General features: G+C 33.0%; 25 protein-coding genes. 1 reads left to right on the top strand and 24 read right to left on the bottom strand.

Annotated elements, in window-relative coordinates:
• Window positions 1-68: 68 nt before the first annotated feature.
• The 11 genes from ACH6CY_RS03410 to ACH6CY_RS03460 form a co-directional block, all read right to left on the bottom strand.
• Entirely contained in the window at window positions 69-884 is an 816-nt protein-coding gene (locus ACH6CY_RS03410; RefSeq protein WP_374065851.1) for a PRD domain-containing protein, read from the bottom strand.
• 684 nt (window positions 885-1,568) lie between these two features.
• On the bottom strand, window positions 1,569-3,029 hold the full coding sequence (nagE, locus tag ACH6CY_RS03415) for an N-acetylglucosamine-specific PTS transporter subunit IIBC (RefSeq protein WP_374065852.1): 1,461 nt from the start codon (window positions 3,027-3,029) through the stop codon (window positions 1,569-1,571).
• Window positions 3,030-3,394: 365 nt separating this feature from the next.
• Entirely contained in the window at window positions 3,395-3,874 is a 480-nt protein-coding gene (locus tag ACH6CY_RS03420; RefSeq protein ID WP_374065853.1) for a PTS sugar transporter subunit IIA, read from the bottom strand.
• 322 nt (window positions 3,875-4,196) lie between these two features.
• Window positions 4,197-5,477, bottom strand: coding sequence for an MFS transporter (locus ACH6CY_RS03425; protein ID WP_374065908.1), 1,281 nt, complete (start codon window positions 5,475-5,477; stop codon window positions 4,197-4,199).
• Between the two features lie 459 nt (window positions 5,478-5,936).
• Window positions 5,937-6,539, bottom strand: coding sequence for a hypothetical protein (locus ACH6CY_RS03430; RefSeq protein ID WP_374065854.1), 603 nt, complete (start codon window positions 6,537-6,539; stop codon window positions 5,937-5,939).
• Window positions 6,532-7,161, bottom strand: a complete 630-nt coding sequence (locus ACH6CY_RS03435) for an ATP-binding cassette domain-containing protein (RefSeq protein WP_374065855.1) — start codon at window positions 7,159-7,161, stop codon at window positions 6,532-6,534. The genes ACH6CY_RS03430 and ACH6CY_RS03435 overlap by 8 nt, the downstream gene beginning before the upstream one ends.
• A gap of 14 nt (window positions 7,162-7,175) precedes the next feature.
• Entirely contained in the window at window positions 7,176-7,895 is a 720-nt protein-coding gene (locus tag ACH6CY_RS03440; protein ID WP_374065856.1) for a DUF2705 family protein, read from the bottom strand.
• Window positions 7,895-8,623 carry a WxPxxD family membrane protein gene (locus tag ACH6CY_RS03445; RefSeq protein ID WP_374065857.1) on the bottom strand — a complete coding sequence of 243 codons (729 nt, stop codon included), beginning with the start codon at window positions 8,621-8,623 and terminating at the stop codon, window positions 7,895-7,897. Before ACH6CY_RS03445 ends, ACH6CY_RS03440 begins: the two co-directional genes overlap by 1 nt.
• On the bottom strand, window positions 8,613-9,359 hold the full coding sequence (locus tag ACH6CY_RS03450; RefSeq protein WP_374065909.1) for a DUF2705 family protein: 747 nt from the start codon (window positions 9,357-9,359) through the stop codon (window positions 8,613-8,615). Before ACH6CY_RS03450 ends, ACH6CY_RS03445 begins: the two co-directional genes overlap by 11 nt.
• Window positions 9,360-9,415: 56 nt before the next feature.
• Entirely contained in the window at window positions 9,416-10,783 is a 1,368-nt protein-coding gene (locus ACH6CY_RS03455) for a DUF4179 domain-containing protein (protein ID WP_374065858.1), read from the bottom strand.
• Window positions 10,776-11,306, bottom strand: a complete 531-nt coding sequence (locus tag ACH6CY_RS03460; RefSeq protein ID WP_374065859.1) for a sigma-70 family RNA polymerase sigma factor — start codon at window positions 11,304-11,306, stop codon at window positions 10,776-10,778. The genes ACH6CY_RS03455 and ACH6CY_RS03460 overlap by 8 nt, the downstream gene beginning before the upstream one ends.
• A gap of 351 nt (window positions 11,307-11,657) precedes the next feature.
• Between ACH6CY_RS03460 and ACH6CY_RS03465 the strand changes: the two genes are divergently transcribed.
• Window positions 11,658-12,479 (top strand): lytic polysaccharide monooxygenase, encoded by an 822-nt coding sequence (locus ACH6CY_RS03465; protein ID WP_374065860.1) that lies wholly within the window; start codon window positions 11,658-11,660, stop codon window positions 12,477-12,479.
• Window positions 12,480-12,835: 356 nt separating this feature from the next.
• Here the strand turns inward: ACH6CY_RS03465 and ACH6CY_RS03470 are convergent, their stop codons facing one another.
• The 13 genes from ACH6CY_RS03470 to ACH6CY_RS03530 all read right to left on the bottom strand — a co-directional run bounded on the left by ACH6CY_RS03470 (window position 12,836) and on the right by ACH6CY_RS03530 (window position 25,684).
• Window positions 12,836-13,348 carry a YjbQ family protein gene (locus ACH6CY_RS03470; protein ID WP_374065861.1) on the bottom strand — a complete coding sequence of 171 codons (513 nt, stop codon included), beginning with the start codon at window positions 13,346-13,348 and terminating at the stop codon, window positions 12,836-12,838.
• A gap of 16 nt (window positions 13,349-13,364) precedes the next feature.
• Window positions 13,365-14,054, bottom strand: a complete 690-nt coding sequence (locus tag ACH6CY_RS03475; protein WP_374065862.1) for a triose-phosphate isomerase — start codon at window positions 14,052-14,054, stop codon at window positions 13,365-13,367.
• Window positions 14,055-14,058: 4 nt separating this feature from the next.
• Window positions 14,059-14,904: a class II fructose-bisphosphate aldolase gene (locus tag ACH6CY_RS03480; protein ID WP_374065863.1), complete on the bottom strand. Its 846-nt coding sequence runs from the start codon at window positions 14,902-14,904 to the stop codon at window positions 14,059-14,061.
• A gap of 70 nt (window positions 14,905-14,974) precedes the next feature.
• The gene (locus ACH6CY_RS03485; RefSeq protein WP_374065864.1) at window positions 14,975-15,256 is read right to left on the bottom strand and encodes a PTS sugar transporter subunit IIB; all 282 of its coding nucleotides are present in this window, start codon (window positions 15,254-15,256) and stop codon (window positions 14,975-14,977) included.
• Between the two features lie 2 nt (window positions 15,257-15,258).
• The gene (locus tag ACH6CY_RS03490; RefSeq protein WP_374065865.1) at window positions 15,259-16,605 is read right to left on the bottom strand and encodes a PTS galactitol transporter subunit IIC; all 1,347 of its coding nucleotides are present in this window, start codon (window positions 16,603-16,605) and stop codon (window positions 15,259-15,261) included.
• Window positions 16,606-16,620: 15 nt separating this feature from the next.
• Window positions 16,621-17,079, bottom strand: a complete 459-nt coding sequence (locus tag ACH6CY_RS03495; protein WP_374065867.1) for a PTS sugar transporter subunit IIA — start codon at window positions 17,077-17,079, stop codon at window positions 16,621-16,623.
• Between the two features lie 16 nt (window positions 17,080-17,095).
• Window positions 17,096-19,069 carry a BglG family transcription antiterminator gene (locus ACH6CY_RS03500; protein ID WP_374065868.1) on the bottom strand — a complete coding sequence of 658 codons (1,974 nt, stop codon included), beginning with the start codon at window positions 19,067-19,069 and terminating at the stop codon, window positions 17,096-17,098.
• A gap of 647 nt (window positions 19,070-19,716) precedes the next feature.
• Window positions 19,717-21,144: a PH domain-containing protein gene (locus ACH6CY_RS03505; RefSeq protein WP_374065869.1), complete on the bottom strand. Its 1,428-nt coding sequence runs from the start codon at window positions 21,142-21,144 to the stop codon at window positions 19,717-19,719.
• Window positions 21,137-21,616, bottom strand: coding sequence for a PH domain-containing protein (locus ACH6CY_RS03510; RefSeq protein ID WP_374065870.1), 480 nt, complete (start codon window positions 21,614-21,616; stop codon window positions 21,137-21,139). Before ACH6CY_RS03510 ends, ACH6CY_RS03505 begins: the two co-directional genes overlap by 8 nt.
• Window positions 21,617-21,700: 84 nt before the next feature.
• Window positions 21,701-22,201, bottom strand: a complete 501-nt coding sequence (locus tag ACH6CY_RS03515; RefSeq protein WP_374065871.1) for a VanZ family protein — start codon at window positions 22,199-22,201, stop codon at window positions 21,701-21,703.
• A gap of 683 nt (window positions 22,202-22,884) precedes the next feature.
• Window positions 22,885-24,357 carry an ABC transporter ATP-binding protein gene (locus ACH6CY_RS03520; RefSeq protein WP_374065873.1) on the bottom strand — a complete coding sequence of 491 codons (1,473 nt, stop codon included), beginning with the start codon at window positions 24,355-24,357 and terminating at the stop codon, window positions 22,885-22,887.
• Window positions 24,358-24,361: 4 nt separating this feature from the next.
• The gene (locus tag ACH6CY_RS03525; protein WP_374065874.1) at window positions 24,362-25,087 is read right to left on the bottom strand and encodes an energy-coupling factor transporter transmembrane component T; all 726 of its coding nucleotides are present in this window, start codon (window positions 25,085-25,087) and stop codon (window positions 24,362-24,364) included.
• Between the two features lie 15 nt (window positions 25,088-25,102).
• The gene (locus ACH6CY_RS03530) at window positions 25,103-25,684 is read right to left on the bottom strand and encodes an MptD family putative ECF transporter S component (protein ID WP_374065875.1); all 582 of its coding nucleotides are present in this window, start codon (window positions 25,682-25,684) and stop codon (window positions 25,103-25,105) included.
• Window positions 25,685-25,694 lie beyond the last annotated feature (10 nt).

Raw genomic sequence — 25,694 nt, forward strand, 5'->3', positions numbered from 1 at the left:
TTATACCAGATATTTCATAGTAAACAAGATTTTGTATTATTTATTTTTTCTATTATAAAAGAGTGATTTTATTCTCGCAGGCGTTCAAGGTGAATGGCAATATACCCTAACTCTGATTCTGGAAAGTCAATATGATACATTGCAGAAATCGCTTTACTAACCGATACAGCACACTGGTAGGATTGTGAGAATTTGTGTTTAATCATTGTTAGCATGTCTAGATCCATAGAATATTGATCGCTATGCTTCACACGATGCAAGACAAAACGCAAATGTGTAATCAAACGTTGATACGAGATGTCATCCTCTTTTATTTCTAACCCTAAATAATCAACAATGCGCTGGATCATCTCACTTACAATCGTCGTTTGCCTTAACGTTTCTTTATAATTACCACCTGAAAGCTTCATTGTATGAATATGTAACGCAATAAAGGCGGCTTCATCAATTGGCATTTCAATGTTAAGCTTTTCTTTCATCATATTTATCGCCCACAAACCAATTTCAAACTCTTGCTTGTACAAAATTTTGATTTCATTTAACAGCTTATTTTTTAAATGCATACCGTTTTGAATTCGTTCGATCGAGAAAGAAACGTGGTCTGTTAATGTAATATGAATATGCTCACTTAATTTCATTCCAATTGTCTTTTCTGCATAAGAGATGATTTCTTCCGAGATAATAAAATGCTCTTCAGAAATTCTACTAAGGAGCTGTTGTAACTTCTCATTCTCTTTCATAATAAATAATTTTTCTATTTTTTGTTTGTTGATCACATCATTTTTCTTTTTTCCATAAGCAATCCCTGCTCCAACTGCAACTTTTTCTTCGTTTCCGTCTATTACTAAAACCGCATTATTATTTAAAATTTTCTTTAATTTCATGGAAGCAACCTCCCTACAATTTGCTAGAAAATATCTTTCCTTCATGAATGAGAGCCTTGAAACAAAATATTTTCTTTCAATAAAAATGATAAAAGAGGAATCGATATTTTTTCGCAAGTAATGTAAAGCCTAATTCAATCAGGTCAAATATATGTTGAAAAATTTTATCACTATGACTTGATTTTAATACATTTATGCCAAAATAGCCAAGATATTCTATTGTTGTTTATTCATTTTCACCAACTAAAAACTACCTATCGTTAGATCAAATAAAACGTATTATTGCACGACTCCTTACCAAAAAGGCTAATGATTCATTACTGTTATTTAAAGAAAGAGCCAGCTATACGAACTGACTCTTTTGCATCACACTAATTTGTTACCGCTAACAATATAAAAAATGTGATATGTAATAACAAAAAAAACAAATGAATGCAAACATATGCTACAGAAAAAAGTTCAGACACCTTATCACTCGGAACAATTGATATTCCATTTTGACAAGGTGTCCTACACTTACTATTTTTTATTAACCATGTAAACCATTTTATTAATAACTACTCTCTAGGTGTCATTTATCTATTTTTAAGTTAGTTTACCTCATACTATGCAATTTTTTCACAAATGAATGTTGTATAAAGGTATTCGCTCTATAGATTTCACACCTTGAAAAAACTCATTCATTTATGCACGACGAATTTTGTTAATTTCATCTGCAACGAATTGAACGTTTGTACCAACAATTACTTGAATACTGTTTTTACCAACTACATTAATGCCAGCTACACCAGTACGTTTAATTCGCTGTTGGTCCACTATATCCATATCTTTTACTTCTAATCGAAGTCTAGTAATACAGTTGTCAATAGAAGTTACGTTTTCATCCCCACCTAGTCCAGCATAGATTTCTTTTGCCATTGTAGCAATTTCGTCTCCGCTTGCAGAGCTAGCAGTGTTTGTATCTGTTTGTTCTAGTTCGTCATCTTCTCTACCTGGAGTTTTCAAGTTAAACTTCGTAATTAAGATTCGGAAAAGCACATAATAAATAACTGCAACAACTAAACCTTGGACGAGTAACATTAACGGAAGATTTGCTATTGGTATACGCAAACTTAATACAAAGTCAACCATTCCTGCACTAAAGCCAAATCCTGCAGTCCACTCGAACGTTGCTGCTACAAATAATGATAGACCTGTTAACGCAGCGTGTACCACATAAAGAGCTGGTGCTAAGAACATGAATGAGAATTCTAGTGGCTCCGTTACCCCTGTAAAGAACGATGCAAATCCTGCTGCTAGTAATAATGATGCAGCTGTTTTCTTTTTATTTGTTTTTGCAGTGTGATACATAGCCAGTGCTGCCGCTGGAAGACCAAACATCATTACTGGGAAGTAACCAGCTTGGTACCTACCTGTAATACCTTTCTCACCAGTACTAGACCAGAAGTTCGCAATATCATCGATACCAGCAACATCAAACCAAAATACCGAGTTTAATGCGTGGTGTAAACCAGTTGGAATTAATAAACGGTTGAAGAAACCGTATATACCTGCACCGGTAGCACCTAAGTCAACAATGGATTTACCAAATGAAACTAATCCTGTATAAATAACCGGCCAAACAAAGAATAAAATTCCTGATACTGCCAACATAGAAACGGCAGTCATGATTGGAACGAGTCGCTTCCCACTAAAGAAAGCTAATGCATCAGGCAATTTCACATGACTAAATCGATTATACATAATAGAAGCGACGATACCTGATATAATACCAACAAATTGATTTTCAATTTTACCAAATGCTGCGTTAACCGATTCAGCATCTATACCTTGCAATAATGCGACAGTATCTGTAGATAATAAGGTCGTTACAACTAGAAAAGCAACTAAACCACTTAATGCTGCAGAACCATCCTTATCCTTTGACATCCCTAAAGCTACCCCGACAGCGAACAAGATGGACATGTTTTCACCATTAACAATAGCCCCACCTGCATTAATTAAAAATGCCGCTATTGCGTTGCCAGAGCCCCAACCTGTAGGGTCAAGCCAATAACCGATCCCCATTAAGATCGCTGCTGCCGGCAAGACAGAAACTGGAAGCATTAGTGATCGACCGAGTTTTTGAAGATATTTCATTACCATGCCTATTCCTCCCTAATTCTTTATAAAAGTATGTGTTTAAGCTTACAAAATAAAATGAATACAAACTTCTTTCGTTATAAAGCGCTACCAAAACAAAACTTGTTCCTTACAAATGCAGTTTTGATCCCTTTATTCTTAAAGTATAATCGAATAATAGTGTTAATCAGTCATCAGTTTTCTTTTGGGATGCAAGGGACAATACATTTTGAAAAATCGTGCCTTATAACTGTTTCACTAACGAACGTCTGTGACTTCAAACCATTATGACAACGTGCATTTTCCTTCTTTTGCTATTATCACCTCCTTAAAGGTGTCACCTGTTTGGTTTATATGAGCCAAACAGGTGCACTTCATCATTCAGCTACTTATTTTACCGATAATACAATTGTTTCGCCTTGCTTACATATTTTTTCTTCTGAAACATGATATGTTTTGTCACTACTGCTATTTGTAATTACAATTGGTGTAATAATACTTGGTACATTTTGCTTTACGTATTCCCAGTCGACTTCTAATAATTTTTGGCCAATGGTAACTTCATCGCCCTCATTGACAAATGCAGTAAATCCTTCTCCTTTTAATGAAACAGTCTCTAAACCGACATGAATTAAAATCTCTGTCCCATCAGTTGTTTGGATACCAATCGCATGTTTCGTCGGAGCGACTTGGACAATTTCCCCGTCAACAGGAGCAGTTATGGCTCCTCCATCCGGTAAAACAGCCACGCCTTCTCCCATCATTTTTTGACCAAATACTGGATCTGGAACCTCTTCCATTGCCACAATTTCTCCGTTAGATGGTGCATATATATCTAACCCTGATTTTTTAAATAAGCTCTTAAGCATGATGTTGTACTCCTTTTCAAATCAAGTGTAATGAACAAACACTTACAAACATTAAAAAAGGCATGGAGAAATAAAAGGATGTTTACACCCTATTTATTACTCCATGCCTGATCAAGTCAGTAACATGTGAGTCCATATGTAGTTAAAAAGTTCTAATCAAATGAGAACGCAGTCACATAGACCGAATGAATCATTTGTTACACTTATATTACAATAAAATATTATAGTTGTCTATACCTTTTTAAAAATTTTTAACAAGACAGTTTGTAATGCGAATGAGTATATGTTGCTAAAATCGCTAGTATTGGAGTCATAGTTCATCTTAATTATTTTTTGTAAATTCGACATTATCTGATAATCTCAAGCCAATGTATGCTGCGTCAATATTTTTTATTGCCGGTAAGTTACGCAAATTTTTGTTGAAAAACCAGTAAATCGGTACGACCGCAATGCCAAGTGCGATAAAGCCAAACACAATTTGACTGCCAATCCATTCAGTTAGCGTACCACCAATCAACGATCCAATTGGCATAGCAATCGTATTGATGCTCATTAAGACAGAAAACACACGACCTAACAAGTTTTCTGGAATTGTTGTTTGAAGTAAAGCGGCAAAAAGTACATTTGTCATTCCAATTGGAATCCAAGCCATACCGAATAAAGCAATACTTACAGCAGTCCACGGTGCAATCGATGAAAGAACCCATAAGACTGAAGCTATTACAAATGAAACAATAGAGAATATACCTAATCGATATCTTTCAGCCCAAGAAGCAAAAAGTGCACCGATTAAAGTCCCAGCAGATAATGCTGCTAAGTAATATCCGTAAATATTAGAACCACCTAATGTATCTGCTAGAACTGGTAAGACTGCAATCGTCATACCAACTGCAAAATTTGCTACTACGCTTCCAAGAATGATTTTCACAAGTAAGCTACTGCGTATGACGGATACACCCTCTTTTATCTCACTTATATAGGTGCGCATTACCTTTTTAAATGATTTTTTTGCTTTTTCGTTTCGCTTTTTCTCTTTTTCTGGAACATTCAACAATAGAAATAGGAATGCCGCAATAAGAAACGTAATGGAATCAATAATATATAAAGAAACAGCACCTACTGCTGCAACAAGAATTCCGGCGACAGCATTAAAAGTTAAATCGACACCTTGGTAAGCAAAGGAAAAAGCAGCATTCCCTTTAACTAGTTCTTCTTTTGTTAATATTTTTGGAAGGCTTGCGGATTGTGCAGGATACGCAACCTGATTGACAAGTGTGGCAAGGGGCATAATAGTAAGGACAACCGATACATTCAGTAAGCCTAAATAATAACAAATAGGAATAGTAATAATAAGAAGAAATTCAATAAGCTGAGAAATGACTAGTGTCCATTTTAATTGCCATCGATCAACAAGAGGACCAGCTAAAAATTGGAGTGATTGAGGTAATAATGTTAAGAATCCAGCTAGTCCCGTATAAAAAGCAGACCCTCCTAAATCATATACAAGCCACATAGCTGCTACAGCATAAAGACTATCTCCAGCATTGGAAACCAATCTCCCTAAAAATAACACTAAAAAATTTCTATTTTTAAATACATTAATCATCATTTGCACTCCTCGTTATTTACTATGATAATTAAAGTATAAATATGATTATTCGTTTATCAAACAATCTAGAACAGTAAATCTACTCAGCCTCTAGACGTAATAATGTGTACCTATTACTTCAAAGATTTTTGAATGCCAGTAACTGATGGATGAATACCGCTTCTAGTTCGTTTAATTGGCTAATGTTTAATTAATCTGTAGGAGGAGTATTGTCATCTGTTATTTGATCAAACCTATGTTTCCAATTATAAATCATATTTCCTTTACATAACCAAGCATCCATACTAAGACCACTTTCTTACCATTATTGTATGTTTTAAAACCGACTAACTATGCCAGAAGGTTTCAAAACATACAAGAGTCTCCGTTCAGAATTCCTCAATAGGAACGAGCAGCGACATTAGTTACCCAGTTAAAATATCAGGGGCAAGAACATAACTAGTCCCTGATATTTTATTTGGTTTCCAAGGTAATGATTAAACTTTCAGATTCATAAAATAAAAATTTATTAACCTCTAAAATCTCATTTTCTTTAAGAGTAATTTCATAGGCTTTTTTGTTTGTAAAATCATATGTCTTAATAATATTTCTCTTAGAAGACAAAACCTGAACAAATGGTTTTTCCTTTTCGACATTTCCACTGTAACTTAAAATAAAATTCCCCGCAGGTATCTGTAAACCGACATTATAAAAACCTGAATGATTTATCTCATACTTATCCGATTTCAAATTAATTTTATTAAAACTAGCAGGAGACATATTTACTTTACCTTCTCCCACAATCATGACCTTTTCTCCTGTATTAAGTTTAATTCCAAGAATTTTACTTCTGTCGGATAATTGCCTTTGCATAAATCTAACTTCTTCACCTATTACTTCAATATCATATAACCCTTGATTAATATCTTTTCCAACAACGTACTCACCTTTTGTTACATTTATTTTTTTTGCCATATTACTGTCTTTACTAATAAAGTTATTAAGGTAAGGGTATCCGATAACAGATAAAAAGATAACTACGATTAGAATGAAAACAATTGTTTTTATTCTATTCATGAATTAACTTCCCATCCCTCATTTGTAAAATAACATCACATAAAGGTTCAATCTCTTCTTTATGATGACTAGCTATTATTATGGTAGCTCCTCGTTTCTTTTCTTCTAGAAGAATATCGTGTACTAACTCTACTCCTTTATCATCAATAGCGTTTGTTGGTTCATCTAAAAGTATGATATCAGGTTTTTCGAATATAGCTTGGGCGATATTCAGTCTTTGCCTCATGCCTAAAGAATATTTTTTCACTTTTAACTTAGATTCTAGATCTAGCCCAACCCTTCTAATTGCCTCTTCAATGTCCTTGCTTGTGGCTACTTTCTTTATTTTTGATAATATATATAAATTTGTATAAGCGTCATATTGAGGCAATAACTCCATACTTTCTATAATGATTCCAACACTAGGTGGAAAGGAGATGTCTTTATGTAATACTTGATTATCAATACTAACTTCTCCTTCAGTAGGAACAATTAATCCCGCTAGCGTACGAAGTAACATCGTTTTGCCAGAACCATTTTTACCAAACAAGCCATAAATATGACCTTTTTCGAACAAAAAAGAATTATCTTTTAAAACGTAATTATGTTTGATTTTTTTATTAACATTAGATATTTGAATCATTATTCTCCCTCACTTTACATTAAGTCCATATTTTTGATTCTTCTTACAGAAAGACCTATTACAATAAGCTCAATAACAACTAGAATTATCATGGCATTAAAATAATTAACACTATATATTTTGAATTCAGGTACTTGACTTAGTCCGTTTTTAAAACTCATACCATAATTAGGAAGTAAGAAATAGCTAAAAAAAGTTGAATTTTGATAGATTTCCCCTGCAAACAAAACAGATAGTACAATGTATATATTTATCGTCAAGTGGGCAATTTCAGGTTTGATATATAACTCTAATAATTGTTGCATGCTGAAGAGTGTTACTAATGTGAGAAAATATATCAAAAAAGATTTCGATAGATTTCCAAAAGAAAATACTAAATTATCGGGAGTTGTCAATGCAAAAAGTAGAGACTGAAAAACAATAAACGTAAAAAGAAAAAGAACCATAGATAGAAATTGTTTAATAATCCATTGAGATTTACTATAGTTTCTAATAAAAAAAACAATACTCTGAGCTTCAACTAATTTACTTAAATATCCTGAAAAATAAAAGCTGATACTTACAATTGGTAAATACCAATTTAATAAATATTTATATTCTAATTGAAATGCCGATGTAATAGGAACACCATCTAAAAAAGGAAATTGCGTATTTATAAGATTAAATTTACTAGTGAAAACAACCTGTATTATTATTGTTAGTAGCACAAAAAGAAAAAACTTTTTACTTTTCATTACATAAAATCCTTTCTTTTATAGATAGAAGATCCTATTAAACAAAAGAAAATAACAATTAGAAGTTGTCTTAAATACAAAAATAATAAATCTTTAGCCATCCACACTTCTTCCAATAATTTGTTGTAAATGACCAGATCCTTTAACGGCCCCCATGATTGATCTAAGTACAATTTCTCAAAGAAGAATAAACCGCCTAATAATGCAAAAGTAAGAAAAAACGAGATACCAACAGAGTTAGTTAAATCTTTCATCATTTCAAACAGCAGTCCTATACTAGTATAAAACAAAAACAAACCGAAAATATTAAAGAAACTAGCTGATGTAAAATCCATTTCTCTAAGTAGATTTTGATCAAAAAAAAGGTTAGTTAAAAGTAAGTTTACTCCAGAATGAATTGAAGAAAACAACATTGCCGATATTGTAATTTTAATTATTTTTTTAAAATAAAGTTTATCCCTTTTAGATTCTCGTATTACATTCAGCATATTTTCTGGTAAAAAGAAATGGCTTAAGAAGATAATGAATGGAATAGTATAAAATAAACTATAAGCCTGAATAGAACTGTATCCAAATGCACTGTTATTCATAATGACTATTACATCGTATATCGTTATGTTTACAGATTTAAGAATTTCAAGACCAAAATGGTTATATCCTTGTATAAACCATACGATAACAAAAAAAGTAATTGTTATAATAAAGAGAATCAATCTTCTAATCTTCATTGTATTTTACCTCATAAACAAATACTGCTATAGTAATTGTAATAACAACACTTGTTACTAAAATAAAAATTGGTAATAAAACATCAAATCCATATTCAGTAAAAGGTTGGAATAGATAGACTAATGATTGCTTATTCAACACCAATAAAAACCATATAAAAAAAGCAGCAGCATAAGCATATTTCATATCAAGGAAAAACAAACTTGTACTTGCTCCCAAGGTTCCAGCTAGTCCAGCTAGGAAGGAACTTATTATAGTAAATAAAAAGATCGCGATATATGGATGGGCGATACTAAATGAAAAAAGATGATTCCCACTCGACTCCATTTCCATTAGACTTTTTGAAAAAGTTCCATTAGCAAAGATAATTGATACTAATACAAAATTAACAAATAACGATATAAACATAGTTAAAGAAGAGATAATAAAAGAGGTCAATATTTTTTCCTTGAAATAAGTTTTTCTTCCAACTTTACTAATTAAAATATTTCGATAGCCTGTTTTATAATCTTGAATTGCATCGTCAGCACCCATCAATAATAAATATATAGGTAAAAACCACATTAATAATATTTGAGGGGCATGACCTATGCTGGAACTTGATAGAAAGAAAGCAAAAGCAGGATGAAAAACCTCTTCTGAATTACTTTGATAAATTAATAATTGTACTATCTCAAACATTGGAATAATTAACAAAACAACAAAAGAAGTAATATTTATTTTATTTCTTATCATGCGGTGTATGTGACTATTAAACAATTTATATCACGCCATTCTATGATTTAAATTAGCTAATTAGGTAAATATAAAGTAAAAGGTTCTAATGTCTTAATGTCTATAAAACCAGTAAAGTCAAATTCTAAAATTGTTTTTTGTAAGGAGAAGTTCTCTACTTGATTGTTTTCCAAGACAAAAATAGATTGAAAATCATTGGTGTCCTTATCCAATATCTTCACTTTACTTCTTGATACAAGAGAGTTACTAATATCATTATCAATTAATTTAAAGCTATAAGATAAATTATTGAGTAAAATATTAAAGTGATGATCTTCTCTCCATTTTTTCGATAAACCTTGGAATTGAAAATCTATAATCACTTTATTTTCTTCCTTTATTATATTTTTAACTTTTATACTTAAAGCTGTACGCTTACTTTTCATTTCAAACGTTGAAACGTTGAGGAGCTTTTGAACAGGTAATTCAGTAATTTCCATATAAGGGTATAGTGTAATTGACTCTGCCCCCTTATCTATACTCTCCATATTTTTACGTAATGTAAGGTGATATCCATCTCCACTTTTAGAACTGGAAATTCTCGTACTATTTTCATAATTAAATAATTCATTCCCTTTATTGTCTATAGCTTTATAAAAATCTATATGATCATCTTTATAAGCGGATACAGTTTCAAACACAATAGTAGAAGAAGCTTGAGCTTGATTAATTTCATGTATATTTATTTTTATTTGATCATTCGGAAACTCCTTCAATTGGTTAATCGCTAAAACTTGATTTACTTCTTGGGTAATCGGTATGTTAAAATTCCAACTTCCTTTAATATTATTAATAGCATGAATTGTAATAGGTAATGTAAAGCTTTCTTTGATTACTTTGTGCGGGTATTCCAATCGCCATTGAAAATCGTATCCATCCCCTGATTGTTCAATATCCATAGATTTCCCATTTAACCATGGATCATTATCTCCTTTATTATTTTCAAAATTCACATCAAAGCTTATTTCTTCTGTTTTCAAATCCCCATTTACCTGTCCTATAATCGAGACAATATTTCCATCGAAATACACATCATTCAATTCAACGGTTACACCATTTTTAGTTATATCTTGATTTAACTCTGTTACTAAATTTTTTTCAGCTAACTTAACTCCCAATTCATCGTCAAATTTTTCATATATTTCTCCGATAAAAGGTACTTTAGCTAATACTTGATTGACCTTTGGATTGATTACCCAACCCATTAAAAAGATAATTCCGAACATTAAAACAGTAGTCATACAACATACAAGTATTTTCTTCTGTTTAGAATATCTTTTTTTAGTATATCTACCCTTTTTTATCCCTTTAGTAATGGCATTCAAGACATCTTCTTTTGGCACATCTATTTGATCAATATATCTTCTAACTTTTTCTTTATCCATGGCTACTCCCCCTTTTAAGAGTTTTTTTCAGCTCTTCTTTACCTCTACTTAAATAAGTCTTTACAGTTCCCTCTGGAATTTGCATTATTTCACTAATTGTTTTGATAGAGTAATCATAATAATAAAAAAGTATAATTGTTGTTTGGTAGTTTTCTTTCAAATTTCTTATAGATTCTATTAGAGTTAATGAATCTATATTTACATCATCATTAGACTTTACACTAGCTAAAATATCCGGTGTTAAATGAACAATATTTTTTCTTCTTGAAACTAATTGTGCAGCACAACGAATAATAATTTTGGTAAACCATGTCATAAAATATTCTGGATTCCTCAGTGTATGGACAGATATTAATGCTTGATACGTTGATTCTTGAACTATATCTAATGCATCTTCGCGACTATGCACATATAAAAAGGCTGTTCGATAAATTTGTTGATAATATTGCTTCATTAATTTTTCAAACGCTTTTTTATTTCCTTTAATCGACTTCTTAACTAATTTATACTCAGTATCATTCATTTCAAATCTCCCTTCTACAATATTAGTGAGAAAACACATTAAAAAAGTTTCAAACAATTTTTGAATTTTTATTGATTGATTCTAATTGACTATATAAGATTATAGTGTATACAGTAGATTTAATTGTAAATATTGTAAATAATAAATTGAATCTATTTAAAAATTAACGTGACTTTATTCCTAACACACATTTTTTAACAATAATTATTTATACCCTTTACATTTATAATCACTTCAATTAAAATAACATTAAATAACATTATAATGTTATAATGAAATTAGATGGGAGGGAAACTATCAACTAGAATCACAAAAAATGTATATAATAAATAAAAGGAAAGGATGATTAAGTTGGAACTACAGACAGTGAAGTTTAAACCTATTTATCTATTCTTTAGTATTTTGGCAGTAATGATAGCGCTTTCCTTTGGGTTTAGTATGAAAGTATCTGCACATGGCTATGTAAATAGTCCAGAAAGTAGATCTGTTTTATGTCAAAAAGGAATTAACAATGATTGTGGCGGAGTTACTTATGAACCACAAAGTGTTGAAGGACCTGGGAATTTCCCAGAAGCCGGTGTAGCAGATGGAGAAATTGCTAGTGGTGGAGGCGTTTTTCCAAAACTAGATGAACAAAGCGAAAATCGTTGGGCAAAAGTTCCAATGTCAAGTGGTGCTTACACATTTAATTGGAAATTGACAGCAGCACACGCTACTGAAAATTGGGATTATTATATTACGAAAGAAAATTGGGATCCTAATCAGCCATTAAAGAGATCTGATCTTGAACTATTTTGTTCTGTTAATGACGGTGGAAAACGACCTGATTTTAACGTATCACACGATTGTGTTGTCCCTCAACGTACTGGGTATCACGTTATCCTAGCTTATTGGGAAGTTGCTGATACTCCTAACGCTTTTTACCAAGTCATCGATGCAAATTTTGATGGTGGATTTGTTGAGCCAGGAGAACCAGGAAATCCAAGTGAGCCAGGTAATCCAGGTGAACAAGCACCAGCTTGGGATGCAACAAAAGCCTATCTAGGAAAAGATAAAGTAACATACAGCGGTAAAACATATCAAGCAAAATGGTGGACAAGGGGAGATGTTCCAGGAGAATCTAATGTTTGGGGTCTTATTTCAAAAGGAACGAATGCAAACAATCTTCTTTAATGGTTCATAAATTGTTGTTGTAATCCGTTTTGTGAGAAGGTCTCTTTCTATATGTATTGCCTTGAATAGCATACATTTTGTGATAGAGTCCCTTCTCTTTTTAGAATAATAAACTAGCAATTCACACAAAATTACTCGTCATTAACCTTTCTATCAATTTACTAATTCAAAAGTTAGGCTCTACATTTCACCCTATTACTACTCAATTTTCGCTCTGTTACCTTCCCAATAAAATTATAATAAAAAAAGGTTTCAACCATCATCATAGAAAGATAGTTGAAAACCTTTTTTACTAGAATGTTTCATACTATGAAAAATGGAGGAATATTTAGATTCATTTTGTTATCTATGCGTCATTATTCTCCGACAATCATTATGTTACATTTTCTATCACGCACTCTATTTTGATCCCAATCAATAAAGTAAATATACCCAACCGAACCGATTAATAATTCGCTTTCTTTTAAAACAAAGCTTTCACTTGCCCCAAACAGGGTCGCACGCATATGCGCATCCGCATTCAAGATTGTTGCTTCATCCGTTGGATAATCTGGGTCGTCTAAGGAATGAAGAAATTCTACATGCTCTTTACCTGGATATAGATAGTCTGATTCTGTTAATTGGCGTGGAATGAGTTTATTTAAAATCCTATTCAAATCAACTTGGATATACTCATCTCCATTAAAATCTGTGTCATGGACATATTCTTCAAATACGACAGAACACGTTGTATGAGGTGAAGACACAACACATATACCATTCTTCATGTTACTTTTTTCAACGATTTCTTTGATTTGCTTTGTAATATTATGATAGGTAACACGAGTACCATTTGATGTAAGAATGAGTTGATCATAATAAGTGGACATATTATACCTACTTCCTTTAGTTATTGTATGCTTCTTTTACTGCTTTCAACATATTTTCGATCATGTCAATTGGGTCATTAGCTAAAACAATCCCGCTAGTGCAACCTGTTCCATCTGCACCTGCAGCGATGGTGCGATAAACGTCCTCAGGTGTTGAAATTCCTGCAGCTTGCATGACTAAAACATCTGTTGAAATGGCTCGTATTTCTTGGTTTGTTTTCTGAATATAATGATCATCACTTGTTTGTCCAGTTCCGATTAATTCTGTTGGTTCACATAAGATAATATCAGGATTTAGCATAGCCAAAGCTTTTGCTTCTTTAACAGAATCCGCACAAACAATAGATGTTATGCCTTTTTCTTTTGCTTTTTCAACTGATTGTACGATCTCATTTAAAGGAAGTGAATGCTCGGCATGGTTAATCATTGTTGCTGCGACACCAGCTTCTTTTAATGCATCTCCTGTCACATATCCCATCCCACGTCCTAAATCTATACCATCCATATGTTGTGCGGTTATAATAAGGTTCTCTGTTTGATCAGCCAATAGTCTTAAATCTACATATTGTGCCGTAAAATAAACATCAAAATCGACTTGACTTGCTAATTTATCTGCCGCAACAGCTAGCTTTAAGATCTCTTTACCTGTTAAATAGGATTTAGGGTTAATCATAAAAAACGGTTGACTTTTCGTTGATCGTTTCATCGTATCATCCTTTCACTTGAACTGGCTGCGTCTCGAAGACCTCATAGTAGTGTACCAACACTTGTTTAAGACCTTCCTCCAAATTGTGTCTTAATTCAAAATAATCTTGCGTTTTTTCTTGAGCTTTCTTATGTGCTGAGACGATAAAATCAGTAAAGATATTAATCTTACTCATACCCTCCGTTGCACAACGGTTAAGCTTTTGATCACCTGAAGAACTTCCACCATGTAAAACCAACGGTACAGTCACATCACTTGAAATTTCATGTAACCTATCAAAATTAATCCGTGGTTCGCCTGTATATTTACCATGGGCAGTTCCAATCGATATAGCTAGAGAATCTACATTGGTTTCTTTGACAAAATTAACGGCATCAGCCAATGTCGTATCGTATGAACGGTCATTACTCTTTCCTTCATAAGACACATCATTTGATCCTACATGTCCAATTTCTCCTTCGACAACAACGCCCATAGCATGTGCATAATCAACAACTTCTCTAGTCATTTGCGCATTCTCTTTAAATGGTAATGAAGAACCATCAAACATCACCGAACTAAAGCCTAAATCAATCGCTCGTTTAATAAACTGAAAATCACTACCATGATCCAAGTGTAGAACGATCGGTACATTTACTTTTTCTGCGTAGTGCTTTCCCATCCATGCGGCCTCTTCTAAGCTTAAATATGCTTCATGTGATTGCGCATATGCTAAAATAAGCGGTAATCCACACGATTCAGCTGTTTCTGTATAAACTTTAGCAGTTAATGCATCAACAAAATTCGTTGCTGGAATGGCAAAGCCTTTTTTTTGAGCTGTTTGAAATAATTCTTTTGAACTTACTAACATATCCTTTCCCTCCGACTATAAAATAGAATCGAAATAAAGTAACCACGACTTTATCTCGATTCAATCTTTATTAACTTAATTGACGCTCTAATTCTTCATAAACTTGATCGGCACCTATCCCAGTCAATAGTGGCACACCGTTAATCACTCTATCTTTAATTTTATCTGGCACTACTGTTGTTGTAACAATCGCATCGTAATCATCGATTTTATTCATTTCATCTGCGACTTTTGATTGATAAAGAGCCACGTCTTTATCTAACCCTTTTTCTTTCAACCAATCTTTAATTTTACCTGTAACCACTGTAGATGTTGCAACACCCGTACCACACATAATCAATAATTTTTTCATATTTAAGCATCTCCTTCCATATTTGAACGTTTTGGTTTAACTTTATTAACATAATATAAGCCAGCTATCGTCACAATACCGATGATCCCGATACCAATCCAACTTAAATAGTCTGACGCAAGGACATACATAAGTGTTGTCCATAAGCCACCTTCAGCCATAGCAGTAATACTAGTATTACCTGCCATATCAAAATTAGCTGCAATGGCTGACTTAGTTACTAATGGAGCTACCCATGATGTAACATACAGAATAGTTGCCATATAAATGCCTCCACCAACTACCGTTCGAATAATATTTCCACCAAATACTGCAGCCATTAAAGCAACGACAAACGGAATAGTTGCTAAGTCACCGAATGGTAGTGTGCTATTACCTGGAAGTAAAATCGCTAACGCAATCGTAATTGGCACAAGAAGTAGTGATGACGATAAAACAGCCGGATGTCCAACGGATAAAGCAGAGTCCATACCAATATAAAGTTCTCTACCAGGAAATCTTTTTCTAACAAATTCTGTTGCCGACTCAGATATAGGCGTAAGCCCTTCCATTAATAAAGATACCATTCTAGGCATTAAGATCATGACAGCTGCAGTTGATACTCCCAGTTCACCTATACCGCCAACATCATAACCTGCCAACACACCAATTACTAGACCGATAATAAGTCCCATTACGGTAGTATCTCCAAAAATACCAAATTTCTTTTGGATGGTTTCTGGATCTGCTTCTAATTTATTAAATCCAGGAATCCGATCAAAGATCCAATTCATAGGTACAGCAAAAATAAATCCAGGTGCGGATGTACCATGTGGAAATGTAATATTAGGGAAACCATAAAACTTGTTAATAATTGGCCCAATGATATCACCTAACAAAATTATCATTGCAAAATACACAGCCGTCGTGAATAATCCTAATGCAAAGTTACCAGTTACCACATATACGAGTGAAGCGATAAAAGCGGCATGCCAAAAGTTCCATATGTCCACGTTTAATGTTTTTGTTAACCCAAAAACTAGCAAAAGAATATTGATAACGATTCCAACAGGGATTGACAAGCTACCTAAGATGGTGCCATATGAGATAGCTGCTGCCGCTGGCCAACCGACATCAATGGTTGTTAAACTTAAACCAAACCTTTCTACCATCGTTTGAGCGGCTGGTCCTAAAGAACTTCCGAGTAAACCAATGACTAAGTTAAGTCCGACAAAGCCAATCCCAACTTTCAAGCCCGATATAAATGCCTTTCCTGGTTTTGCTCCTAACGCTATACCAAATACAAATATAAGAATAGGTAAGACCACTGTCGCCCCTAAATCTACAAACCACTGTAATGCATTTAACATAAACAATTCCTCCTTCTATATTAGTTCTTCGCTTTTAATAATGTTTAAATAGTCCGCTTTATTAGAACAATCAAGCAATTCATCTAGAACCGATTTTTTCTGTATTAATCCCATCAGCTTTTGTAGAATATCTAGTTGCTCATGCGCTTCTTTTAAACCAAGCATAAAAATTAACTGCACCGGAATGATTTCCTCTGAGCCATCCATTGCTTGAAAATCAACAGGATGTTTTAATGACATAAAGCCGATTTGAGACGATCGTACTTTATCACTGTCCGTATGAGGAATTGCTACACCCACATCATTCACATACAAACCAGTAGGGAACTCTTTCTCTCGATTTAACACACCTGAAATGAATTCATCCGTAACTAACCCTTCATTTTTAAAACATTGCGCCAATTCTTCAAGCGCCTCTTCTTTGTCATACACTTTCTCTTTTTGTAATAAAATAATTTCTTTATCAAATAACATGTCGTTTTACTCCAATCTATATACACGTTTTTTCGTTTATGAATGCAAGCAATTTACTGGCATCAGTCATTTCAACCAATTGTGCGACATTTTCTTTCTTCTCAACTAAGGCGTATAATTCTGCAAAGACATCTTTAATTTCTGTTATATCCTTTTCAGTGACCGCAATAAAAATGATTACATTTACTTTATTGCTTCCCCATTGAATTTTTTGATTCAATGAAATCATTGAAATAAATGAAGCTTTCAAAGTATGTGATGATGCGTGCGGTATAGCGACACCAGTATATAAACTTGTTTCTCCCATTGCTTCTCTTTCGTATAAAGATTGTCTAAAATCCTTTGTTACTAATCCGCGTGTATATGCTTCTCTTGCAAAGAAGTCAAGAACCTGATCTTTATTTTTGAAATTTTTGTGTAAAAAGATAAAGTCTGGTGTTAAGAATTTGGAAAATTGTTTTTCTTTGAGTATCATGTTAGCTTTTAAGACTGACTTACTTTGACTCATTTCCTCATACTTCTTCTTAATTTGTCTCATCTCAACTTCTGTCACTAAGGGAGACACATAAATCACCGATTTACCGTAATCCTCAATCCGTACTGAAGAGATAATTAGATCAACTTCATCTAAATTATTTGCATAAAACTCAGATAAAGAAATGGTTTCAATCATACTTGTTGCAGGCAACGCATGTTTGATTTTGTTAAAAATCAATTCAGATGTTGCTAAAGCTTTTTCACACACAATCAAAATCTTATTTGTCGGAATTTGTTTTTCAATAGCTACCTGAAAATGAATCGTGAGAAAAGATATATCATGATCATTTAATTGAATCTCATAAGTCTCCTCCACATCATTCATCAGATACCAAACGATATTAAAAAGAATGCTGTATTGTCTTTTCACACTGTCTAATAGTGGGTTAGTTAATGTGATCCCTAATTTCAACCTGTAAATCATTGTGGTCACATGAGCAGTAAGCACATCAAATAAATGTGTGTCTGTTGACAAATCAATCTGTAACATTTGACTCATTTTTCTAATGAGTTTCTCAATTGTTTCTATGTTTTCAGTACTCACTTTTCTTATGTCAGGAACAGGTTTTATGTCATGTGCAAACAATAAACCACTCAAGAACTCAATATCATTTTTTTCTAAAATCAAACCGAGTTGTTGATTAATCAGATCTGCTATCTCAACAGCAATAAAGTAAGATTCCATATACATCATATTTTTCATAAATATTTCTTTTTTCTTTGTTACGTAACGACCTATATATATCCTTTGTACGTAAATAAGGAGGCTTATATAAATAGATTCTTTATAATAGTCGCTTAATGGTCTTCCTGATTTGGCTAAAATATCTCCATATACGTCATGAACAAATGTTGTAATTTCTGAAAGGAAAAATTGATTAGCTAATTGCTCTAGAACAGTCATGCGATTTGATGAATCAACCATAGGCGCGCGCTCTAATAACGAAAAAATATATTGTTTTAACACATGTTGAATCGCCTTTTCTTCTCCTTCGATTCTTGTGCCAAAATGATCAGATACTAAATGAACATGTTTCCCTCGAAAAAACGCTTGTATTTCTTCCATATCTTTTCTTATTGAACTTACACTTACAACATATTCATCCGATAATTGTTCATAGGTCATGTGTTCTTTCTTTAAAAAAAGTCGCTTAACAATCTCTCTTTGTCTTTCTTCAGGTGAGAAAGATAAATGAGATGGAGAAATGAGTTGCATGATCTTTTTCTCTGCATCCCTAATCGCAACTTCAGTTCCTTTTAGAATCAAGCCTTTTCTCGGTACTTTATCAATATAAGTCGAATCATCCATTAGTTCATTTAAGTACTTTACATCATCGTATATCGTTTTTGTAGAAACGGATAATCTAGTACTAAAAAAATTAGCCGGCCGGTAATCTAATTCTTCCATCAATAACTTATAAAGATTAAAGCGCCTAGAATCAGTTTTATTCATGATCAACTTCTCCTTTATCTTCCTACAACTTAATTATAGTAAACGCTTTCTCGCAAAGCCATGACATCTTTCTTCCACATTAATACGGAAGAAAGCGCTTAAATATATTTTCAAAATAACATTATCACCTACTTAAAAATATGGTTGTTAAGGTAGTCATTTAAAATGTATACTTCCACACAAGCCATCATTCTATTCAAGCACCTTCATTCATTTGTAAAACACGTAAAGTTATAAATCGAAATCAAAGATTGAACAATGTCATAATCGGCCAATGACAGTGCCCTAGAAAATCCCTATATAATATTTTTAAAATAACAAACCCACTCAAAAAAATTGGCCTGTACACTGACGGATAACGCTCAACCAATCTGTAGGTGGATGGTTGCCATTTGTTAACTTAACCAACTACGTTTCCAGTCATACATTGGATATATGGTAATATTCCCCTTATACGATCAAGCAGCTATAGTAAGACCAATTTGCTTACCACTATTGTTTATTCGATATGAACAGCCTATTTGAGAATCAATCTTTAACGATTATCTTATCAATAGCTGAATGCGATCTGCTTAATACTGGATGCTTCCATAATAAAGTAACAAATGAGCACCTTTATCAGCTAACTGGATAAAGGTGCTCATCTATTACTTTTTATAAGAATACCAATCAGCAAGTTGTAGCGCTGATTCAACTTCTAATTCTTTCAATATGATATGTCTACCTGCTAATTTACTCAATATTGCTGTATCTATGCTTGCTAAATTATGTCGGTGATGAATAAAATGTTGCTTGACAGCAAAGGATTGCAATCGCCGATGCTTTAATAGAAGGATATCATTATTAACGACTCTCGTTTGAATCATCAATTGATTATCCGATAATTGATAACGAGTTGAACGATATTGAAAATAACCAAGTACAATGGCTAATGCAAAGAAAACCAGAGCGACAACTATCCAATCCATTGCAAGGAATGCTACTACAATCAACCCGATTAGTGGGATAATCGCCGTTCGAATCAAGTAATAAGGAAGCGCCCTTTTCGGTAGCTTAACGTTCTTTTCTGTCGGCAAATGATATTCTGGTAAAATTTCAGCTAAAAAAGCATTTATTTCTTTTCTTTTCATTAGCGGGAAAAGTAGAGTTTTCATATCGCCATTTGTATTTAGTTCCCCACTAGCAATTTCAACATAAACAGTTGAAAATCCAAATAGTTGCCTTACAACTGTTTCTTTTATCCCGACTGCCTGAATTCTTTTTAATGGGATTGTCATTTGCTTTTTTTCTAATAATCCACGTGTAATAAATAGTTCCTTTTCATAACGGGTAATAGTAAAATCCCAATATTGAAGTAAGGTCACTAAAATACCTAGACCCCATACTATAATAAAGAAAATTAATGCCATTACAATGATTGCTTCCATTGTTAAATTTACTACCCAAGCAGAAGCTTGATTATAAAACGAGTCTGGAATAATTACTTCTAACTCAGAGAACCCCAAGGCAATCAAACCAATGATAAAACCAAAACTAGCTGATGTTGATCCAGCAATTAATAGTTCTGTTATTTTCACTTGCCTGGATGGATCGTTCACTTTTTCAACTATATCGCCCGTATGTTGTATTTCTACTTCTTTTTTATATTTTAATTGATCATGTAGTTGTTTACCTTCTTGTATCGTGACTGCATGAAGTGCTGCATCTATTTCTTGATCGCTTCCCGCAGTTTCTATTTGCACTTTTGTTAAACCAAATAGTCGATGAATGATATTTTGCGATAAGTCAATCGACTGAATCCTATGCTTTGATATAGTTCTTTTCTTCCGTATGAATACGCCGTGTTCGATTCGTAACTGATCTTCCTCTACTTGATACGTGTACCTCATCCAAGTTAACACACTGAATCCAATTATAAGTAAAAAAAGCACAGCTATTCCTAATACTAAGTAAAAAAACATTCCATCACCGATAGCTAAAATAGCTATTGGCAAGAGTCCTAAAATGTTTTTCCTAAATGTTTGAACCGTGGTAAAAATGACAGATATAGGATGAAGACGTTTTGGCTTAGACATCATCTTGTTCCACCCTTGCTAATTCAGAAATCTGGTCACGAAGCTGAGCTGCTTCTTCTTCTAAAAGCGCTGGGATCTCATGCGTAGTCGCTGCCGTTGATATCGTTAAATTAGCAAGCTTGTAATTTTTTAAAATTGGCCCTTGATCCGTGTCTACATGCTGGATTCTAATCATAGGAATAATCGTTCTTGTAACTACTAAAATACCATGTTGAATATAGATTTCTTGATCATAAATTTGATAACGCCAGCGATTCCACCTTACTTTCGGGATAAACACAATGGTTACAATAGCTTCTATTATAGTGAATACAGTTACACCAATAGCAAACCAATAACTAAATTCAAAATAATAAGCAAGGACAAATAAAGCGGTTGCTACTAATAATAGAATGATCGATAACATAATAGCGAAAACTCGCCACGCTTTGATTGCATCTGTTGCAATTCTTTCGCTTGGTGCTTTTCTCATATTAACCCTCTTTTCTTTTTTCTCTTATCATATACGACAAAGTTAGCAAATAAGTTTCACTTCTACCTTTTCAAGGGATAGGATTTAACTATCACAGTCAGTCTCCTTAATAGGAATGTATTTCGATTTGATTATGCTTCCAAGTTTAATTGGGATAAACCCTATCATTCCACCAAGTGTATTTAAAATTAAATCATCGACATCAAAACTTCCAAGCATAAAAATCATTTGAACCAGTTCGAATATCAAACTCAAACAAAAAGTTGCAATGATAACCTTTTTCAAGTTAAAAAATTTACTTGATAGTAGTGGAAAAATAAAACCAAACGGTATGAACCCAATAACGTTTCCAGCTAGATTATCAACCCTTATACTAAAATTTATATCATTTGCTAAAAACAAATAATATGTGATTGTCTTAAAAGGAATAAAGTTATGAGAATTCCAGTAATACTCGCTATAACTAAATGTAAAATCGTTGATTAGATAGGAAACAGAAGAATATTTGAATAAAATTAGCTTTGAAAGAACGGCCAAATACAAAAATAAAGCAATAATTAATCCTACTTGTATTACTATTTTCATAGAATACACTCCTTTTTTTGTAATTCTTCTACGCAATTTCATATCAAACGCTTCTATTGCCCGAACATTTAACTGCTTCTAATTATAATCTTTTACGCTTACTATATGTAGCATACCATAAAATAACTGAGCGAAACATTTGCAATCTTCGAGTTTGTATTTTCTAATAATTATCTAGAGCTACTTCTGTAAATACATGATAGTATGCTAAATAAAAAGAGGCAGAGACAAAAAAACTTGTCCCTGCTCCATGATATCTTGCTATTATTTCAATATAGTTAATAAAATAAGCTCCCTTGCCTACTTCAAATGATACAAAAATGTTAGATCTTCAAGATAAAACATTCATAGTAGTTGCTATCAGATGAAAAAACAAAAAAACGAAAACGAGCACTTCAAAATTAAATTCCGTAAGAACCCATTTTCACTTACAAAACACAGATAGGAGGATACGAGAATGCTCGGTTAACTATAATTTGTGAGGACCTATATCCCGCAGCGGTGTTTGTTCTACTACATAATAATAGATCTTAATATTTTCCGTTGAGAAATGTTTCTTTATCCTGGTCCCTTCACTATCACAAGCTATTTCTGTAGATAGATAACAAAACCTTACGTCAATCGATTAGTTTAAACCCTGATTGCAATTACTATACGCGTAGGAGGTTGGTTTCTGCTTTTACCTATTGCTCTGTTTCATGTTTAAACACACTAATTAAATAATTCGTCTTTGTATCATCAAGATGAAAGGATTTATATACTTGACCATTTTTTAGATGCAAAATATGATCACAGGTTTTTAGAATTAGTTCCAAGTCATGAGTAATAATTAAAATTGTTTTTCCTAACTTTTTAAGTTTATCGATATTTTCCGCTACTTGTATCATATGTCGAAAATCTAAACCACTTGTTGGTTCATCAAAAATAATGATATCTCTTTCTGATGCTATGGCGCTTGCTATTGCAACACGTTGTTTTTGTCCTCCTGAAAGTGACATTGGATGAGAATCTTTCATGTGTAGTAAATTTAGACTTTCAAGAATCGCTTCTGTCTTTTCTATATTATCTTCATTCATGCTTAAGATTACTTCATCTAATACTGTTTCCGTGAAAAGTTGATGATTTACATCTTGCATAACCATATAGGCATTTTCTAGACATTGTTTCATATTAAACGTATTTTTATCCACTATTACATTGCCTTTAAACTTCCTATTAAGTCCACAAAGACATCTAGCAAAAGTAGATTTACCTGCTCCATTATGACCAATGATACCAATAATTTGACCTTTAGGGAGATTAAAAGCATCTATATTTAGAGCTTTTTTATCTTTCGTATAAGCATAATTAAAATTTGATAATTGTATCTCCTGAGTTGATCTATCTCTATGTCTATCTTCTAAAGACAATGTCTCCGTGTTTAAAGCCCTGAGTCCCATGCTAGATAAGTCTTGAGGCTTCAGTCGTTTTGCTTCTGCCATTGAAAGTTCTTTTGCTATTTTTCCGTCACGCATAAAAATCATACGATCAGCTATATCAGACAAAAAATGAAGTCTATGCTCCGCAACAACTATTGTTTTCCCTTCATTTTTCCAATGTGCAATAACCTGCCCTAAAAGACTTGTTTCATATGAATCGAGGTTAGAAGAAGGTTCATCAAGGACAATAATATCCGGTGAAGCTGTATGCACACATCCATAAGCAATCTTTTGCTTTTCACCTCCAGATAGATTAAATATATTTCGATTTATTAAATGTTGTATATTTAAATGTGATATTGTGCCTTCAATACGACTAAGGATATCATCAATTGGTAATCCTTGATTTTCACAGCTAAAAGCAAGCTCTGAGTTTGTATCTAAACAGTAAAATTGTGTGCGGGGGTTTTGAAACACACTACCAACATATTTTGATATCTCAGCTAATGGAGTTTTTCTTATACTTTTCTCGTTAATTTCAATTTCACCTGAAAGGTTTCCAGAAAAATAATGCGGAATTAGTCCATTGATTAAACGTGTTAAAGTCGTTTTTCCGCATCCTGATTCGCCACAAAGTAAAACGACTTCCCCTTTTTTTACATGTAAGCTAACATCTGAAAGTCCATTGTTTTGTATCCCATTTTCATGTTTAAAAAAAACGTGATTTAGCTTGATCATCGTATTATACTCCTTTGGTTCTAAGTAAAAGTAAAAATGTTATCGTTGCAAAAACTGTATAACATATATCAGTAAAACCAAATCCTATTTTACAAATATTTGTTCTTTTTATAGAAGACCCAAGTCCTCGTGTAAGTGCTGAACAAGAAAGTTCTTCACCTATTTTTACGCATGATATAAATAGAGGAATAAGTCTGTACTCAATTAAGGCAAGCGATCCACCTCTTGATTTTCCAAAACTGATGCCGCGCATTCTCATAGCATCAGTAATGGCTGACGATTCTTCTTTAATTGTCGGAAAGAATCGAAATATTACAGAAAGAGGGATAATCATTTGTCTTGGAAGATGTATTCTTTCCATAGCTGCAATGAATTCACTTACAGTTGTTGTAGTAAGTAAATAATAGCCCATTAAGAGCCCTGGCCCCATTCTGCAAATCAAACTTGTTAACATAGCGATAATAATACTTAAAACACCAGATGTTTCATTGATTAAAAAGACATACAACAACAATGAAGAAACATAAATTATCGATAAAACAGTAGCGAAGTAATACCGTTTACTTAAAATAAATAAAGATAATGGTATTATTGCTGCTAGAGCCATTACATACCAAGCATTGGCTGTGAATGTAGAAAGATTAATTAATAATAAAACGACTATTTTTGTACGTGGATCTAGCTTAACACGTTTTTTTTCTGTAACAGCTTGTATATAAGTATCTTGCATCATTTAACTCCTTTGTTAGGCAATTCCTGCTTTTTTGAAATGTTTTTTTAGCATCGATAATCCAACAAATGCACCAATTAAACCACCCAAAATTATCATGATTGGAAATGCCCAAGAAATTTTCTCAAAAATACCCATAACAGTTTGTGCGTACTTCATTCCCATGCTATCCATCATTTGTTTTTCATAAGCATCTCTCATAACCCAAAATGGTACTAGCATCCCTAGTATCCAAAGACTAAAAATACTATAACCTACAATAGATAGTTTTTTGCTTTGATATTTTCCTGCCATAAAAAGTAGATCAGCTAATAGCCCGAAAATCAAACCTGTTATTAGCGGAATATACGTATGACCTGTTAAAACCATGAGCATACCAAGGATGGTTCCCATAATGGTAACCATCCCAAAACACTTAACTTTTGTAAGAAATAGCATAAACGGTATTCCACCAACAACAGGCAATATAAAGGGTATTAACACGAATAACGCCGGAATATATCCAATCATGCCAGACACAAAGAATAGTACGAAATATATTGCAGTGAAAATACCTGTAGTAATAAGATCTTTCGTTTCCATTTTTTTCTTTCTCATAATAAACACT

The organism is Paraliobacillus sp. JSM ZJ581, from assembly GCF_044383835.1.
In the GTDB taxonomy this organism is placed as follows: domain Bacteria; phylum Bacillota; class Bacilli; order Bacillales; family Amphibacillaceae; genus Paraliobacillus.

Coding starts and splice junctions, on each gene's coding strand:
- ACH6CY_RS03410 (WP_374065851.1), bottom strand. CDS start 884: ATGAAATTAAAGAAAATTTTAAATAATAATGCGGTTTTAGTAATAGAC.
- nagE (WP_374065852.1), bottom strand. CDS start 3,029: ATGGTAATGAAATATCTTCAAAAACTCGGTCGATCACTAATGCTTCCA.
- ACH6CY_RS03420 (WP_374065853.1), bottom strand. CDS start 3,874: ATGCTTAAGAGCTTATTTAAAAAATCAGGGTTAGATATATATGCACCA.
- ACH6CY_RS03430 (WP_374065854.1), bottom strand. CDS start 6,539: ATGAATAGAATAAAAACAATTGTTTTCATTCTAATCGTAGTTATCTTT.
- ACH6CY_RS03435 (WP_374065855.1), bottom strand. CDS start 7,161: ATGATTCAAATATCTAATGTTAATAAAAAAATCAAACATAATTACGTT.
- ACH6CY_RS03440 (WP_374065856.1), bottom strand. CDS start 7,895: ATGAAAAGTAAAAAGTTTTTTCTTTTTGTGCTACTAACAATAATAATA.
- ACH6CY_RS03445 (WP_374065857.1), bottom strand. CDS start 8,623: ATGAAGATTAGAAGATTGATTCTCTTTATTATAACAATTACTTTTTTT.
- ACH6CY_RS03450 (WP_374065909.1), bottom strand. CDS start 9,359: ATGATAAGAAATAAAATAAATATTACTTCTTTTGTTGTTTTGTTAATT.
- ACH6CY_RS03455 (WP_374065858.1), bottom strand. CDS start 10,783: ATGGATAAAGAAAAAGTTAGAAGATATATTGATCAAATAGATGTGCCA.
- ACH6CY_RS03460 (WP_374065859.1), bottom strand. CDS start 11,306: ATGAATGATACTGAGTATAAATTAGTTAAGAAGTCGATTAAAGGAAAT.
- ACH6CY_RS03470 (WP_374065861.1), bottom strand. CDS start 13,348: ATGTCCACTTATTATGATCAACTCATTCTTACATCAAATGGTACTCGT.
- ACH6CY_RS03475 (WP_374065862.1), bottom strand. CDS start 14,054: ATGAAACGATCAACGAAAAGTCAACCGTTTTTTATGATTAACCCTAAA.
- ACH6CY_RS03480 (WP_374065863.1), bottom strand. CDS start 14,904: ATGTTAGTAAGTTCAAAAGAATTATTTCAAACAGCTCAAAAAAAAGGC.
- ACH6CY_RS03485 (WP_374065864.1), bottom strand. CDS start 15,256: ATGAAAAAATTATTGATTATGTGTGGTACGGGTGTTGCAACATCTACA.
- ACH6CY_RS03490 (WP_374065865.1), bottom strand. CDS start 16,605: ATGTTAAATGCATTACAGTGGTTTGTAGATTTAGGGGCGACAGTGGTC.
- ACH6CY_RS03495 (WP_374065867.1), bottom strand. CDS start 17,079: ATGTTATTTGATAAAGAAATTATTTTATTACAAAAAGAGAAAGTGTAT.
- ACH6CY_RS03500 (WP_374065868.1), bottom strand. CDS start 19,069: ATGAATAAAACTGATTCTAGGCGCTTTAATCTTTATAAGTTATTGATG.
- ACH6CY_RS03505 (WP_374065869.1), bottom strand. CDS start 21,144: ATGTCTAAGCCAAAACGTCTTCATCCTATATCTGTCATTTTTACCACG.
- ACH6CY_RS03510 (WP_374065870.1), bottom strand. CDS start 21,616: ATGAGAAAAGCACCAAGCGAAAGAATTGCAACAGATGCAATCAAAGCG.
- ACH6CY_RS03515 (WP_374065871.1), bottom strand. CDS start 22,201: ATGAAAATAGTAATACAAGTAGGATTAATTATTGCTTTATTTTTGTAT.
- ACH6CY_RS03520 (WP_374065873.1), bottom strand. CDS start 24,357: ATGATCAAGCTAAATCACGTTTTTTTTAAACATGAAAATGGGATACAA.
- ACH6CY_RS03525 (WP_374065874.1), bottom strand. CDS start 25,087: ATGCAAGATACTTATATACAAGCTGTTACAGAAAAAAAACGTGTTAAG.
- ACH6CY_RS03530 (WP_374065875.1), bottom strand. CDS start 25,684: ATGAGAAAGAAAAAAATGGAAACGAAAGATCTTATTACTACAGGTATT.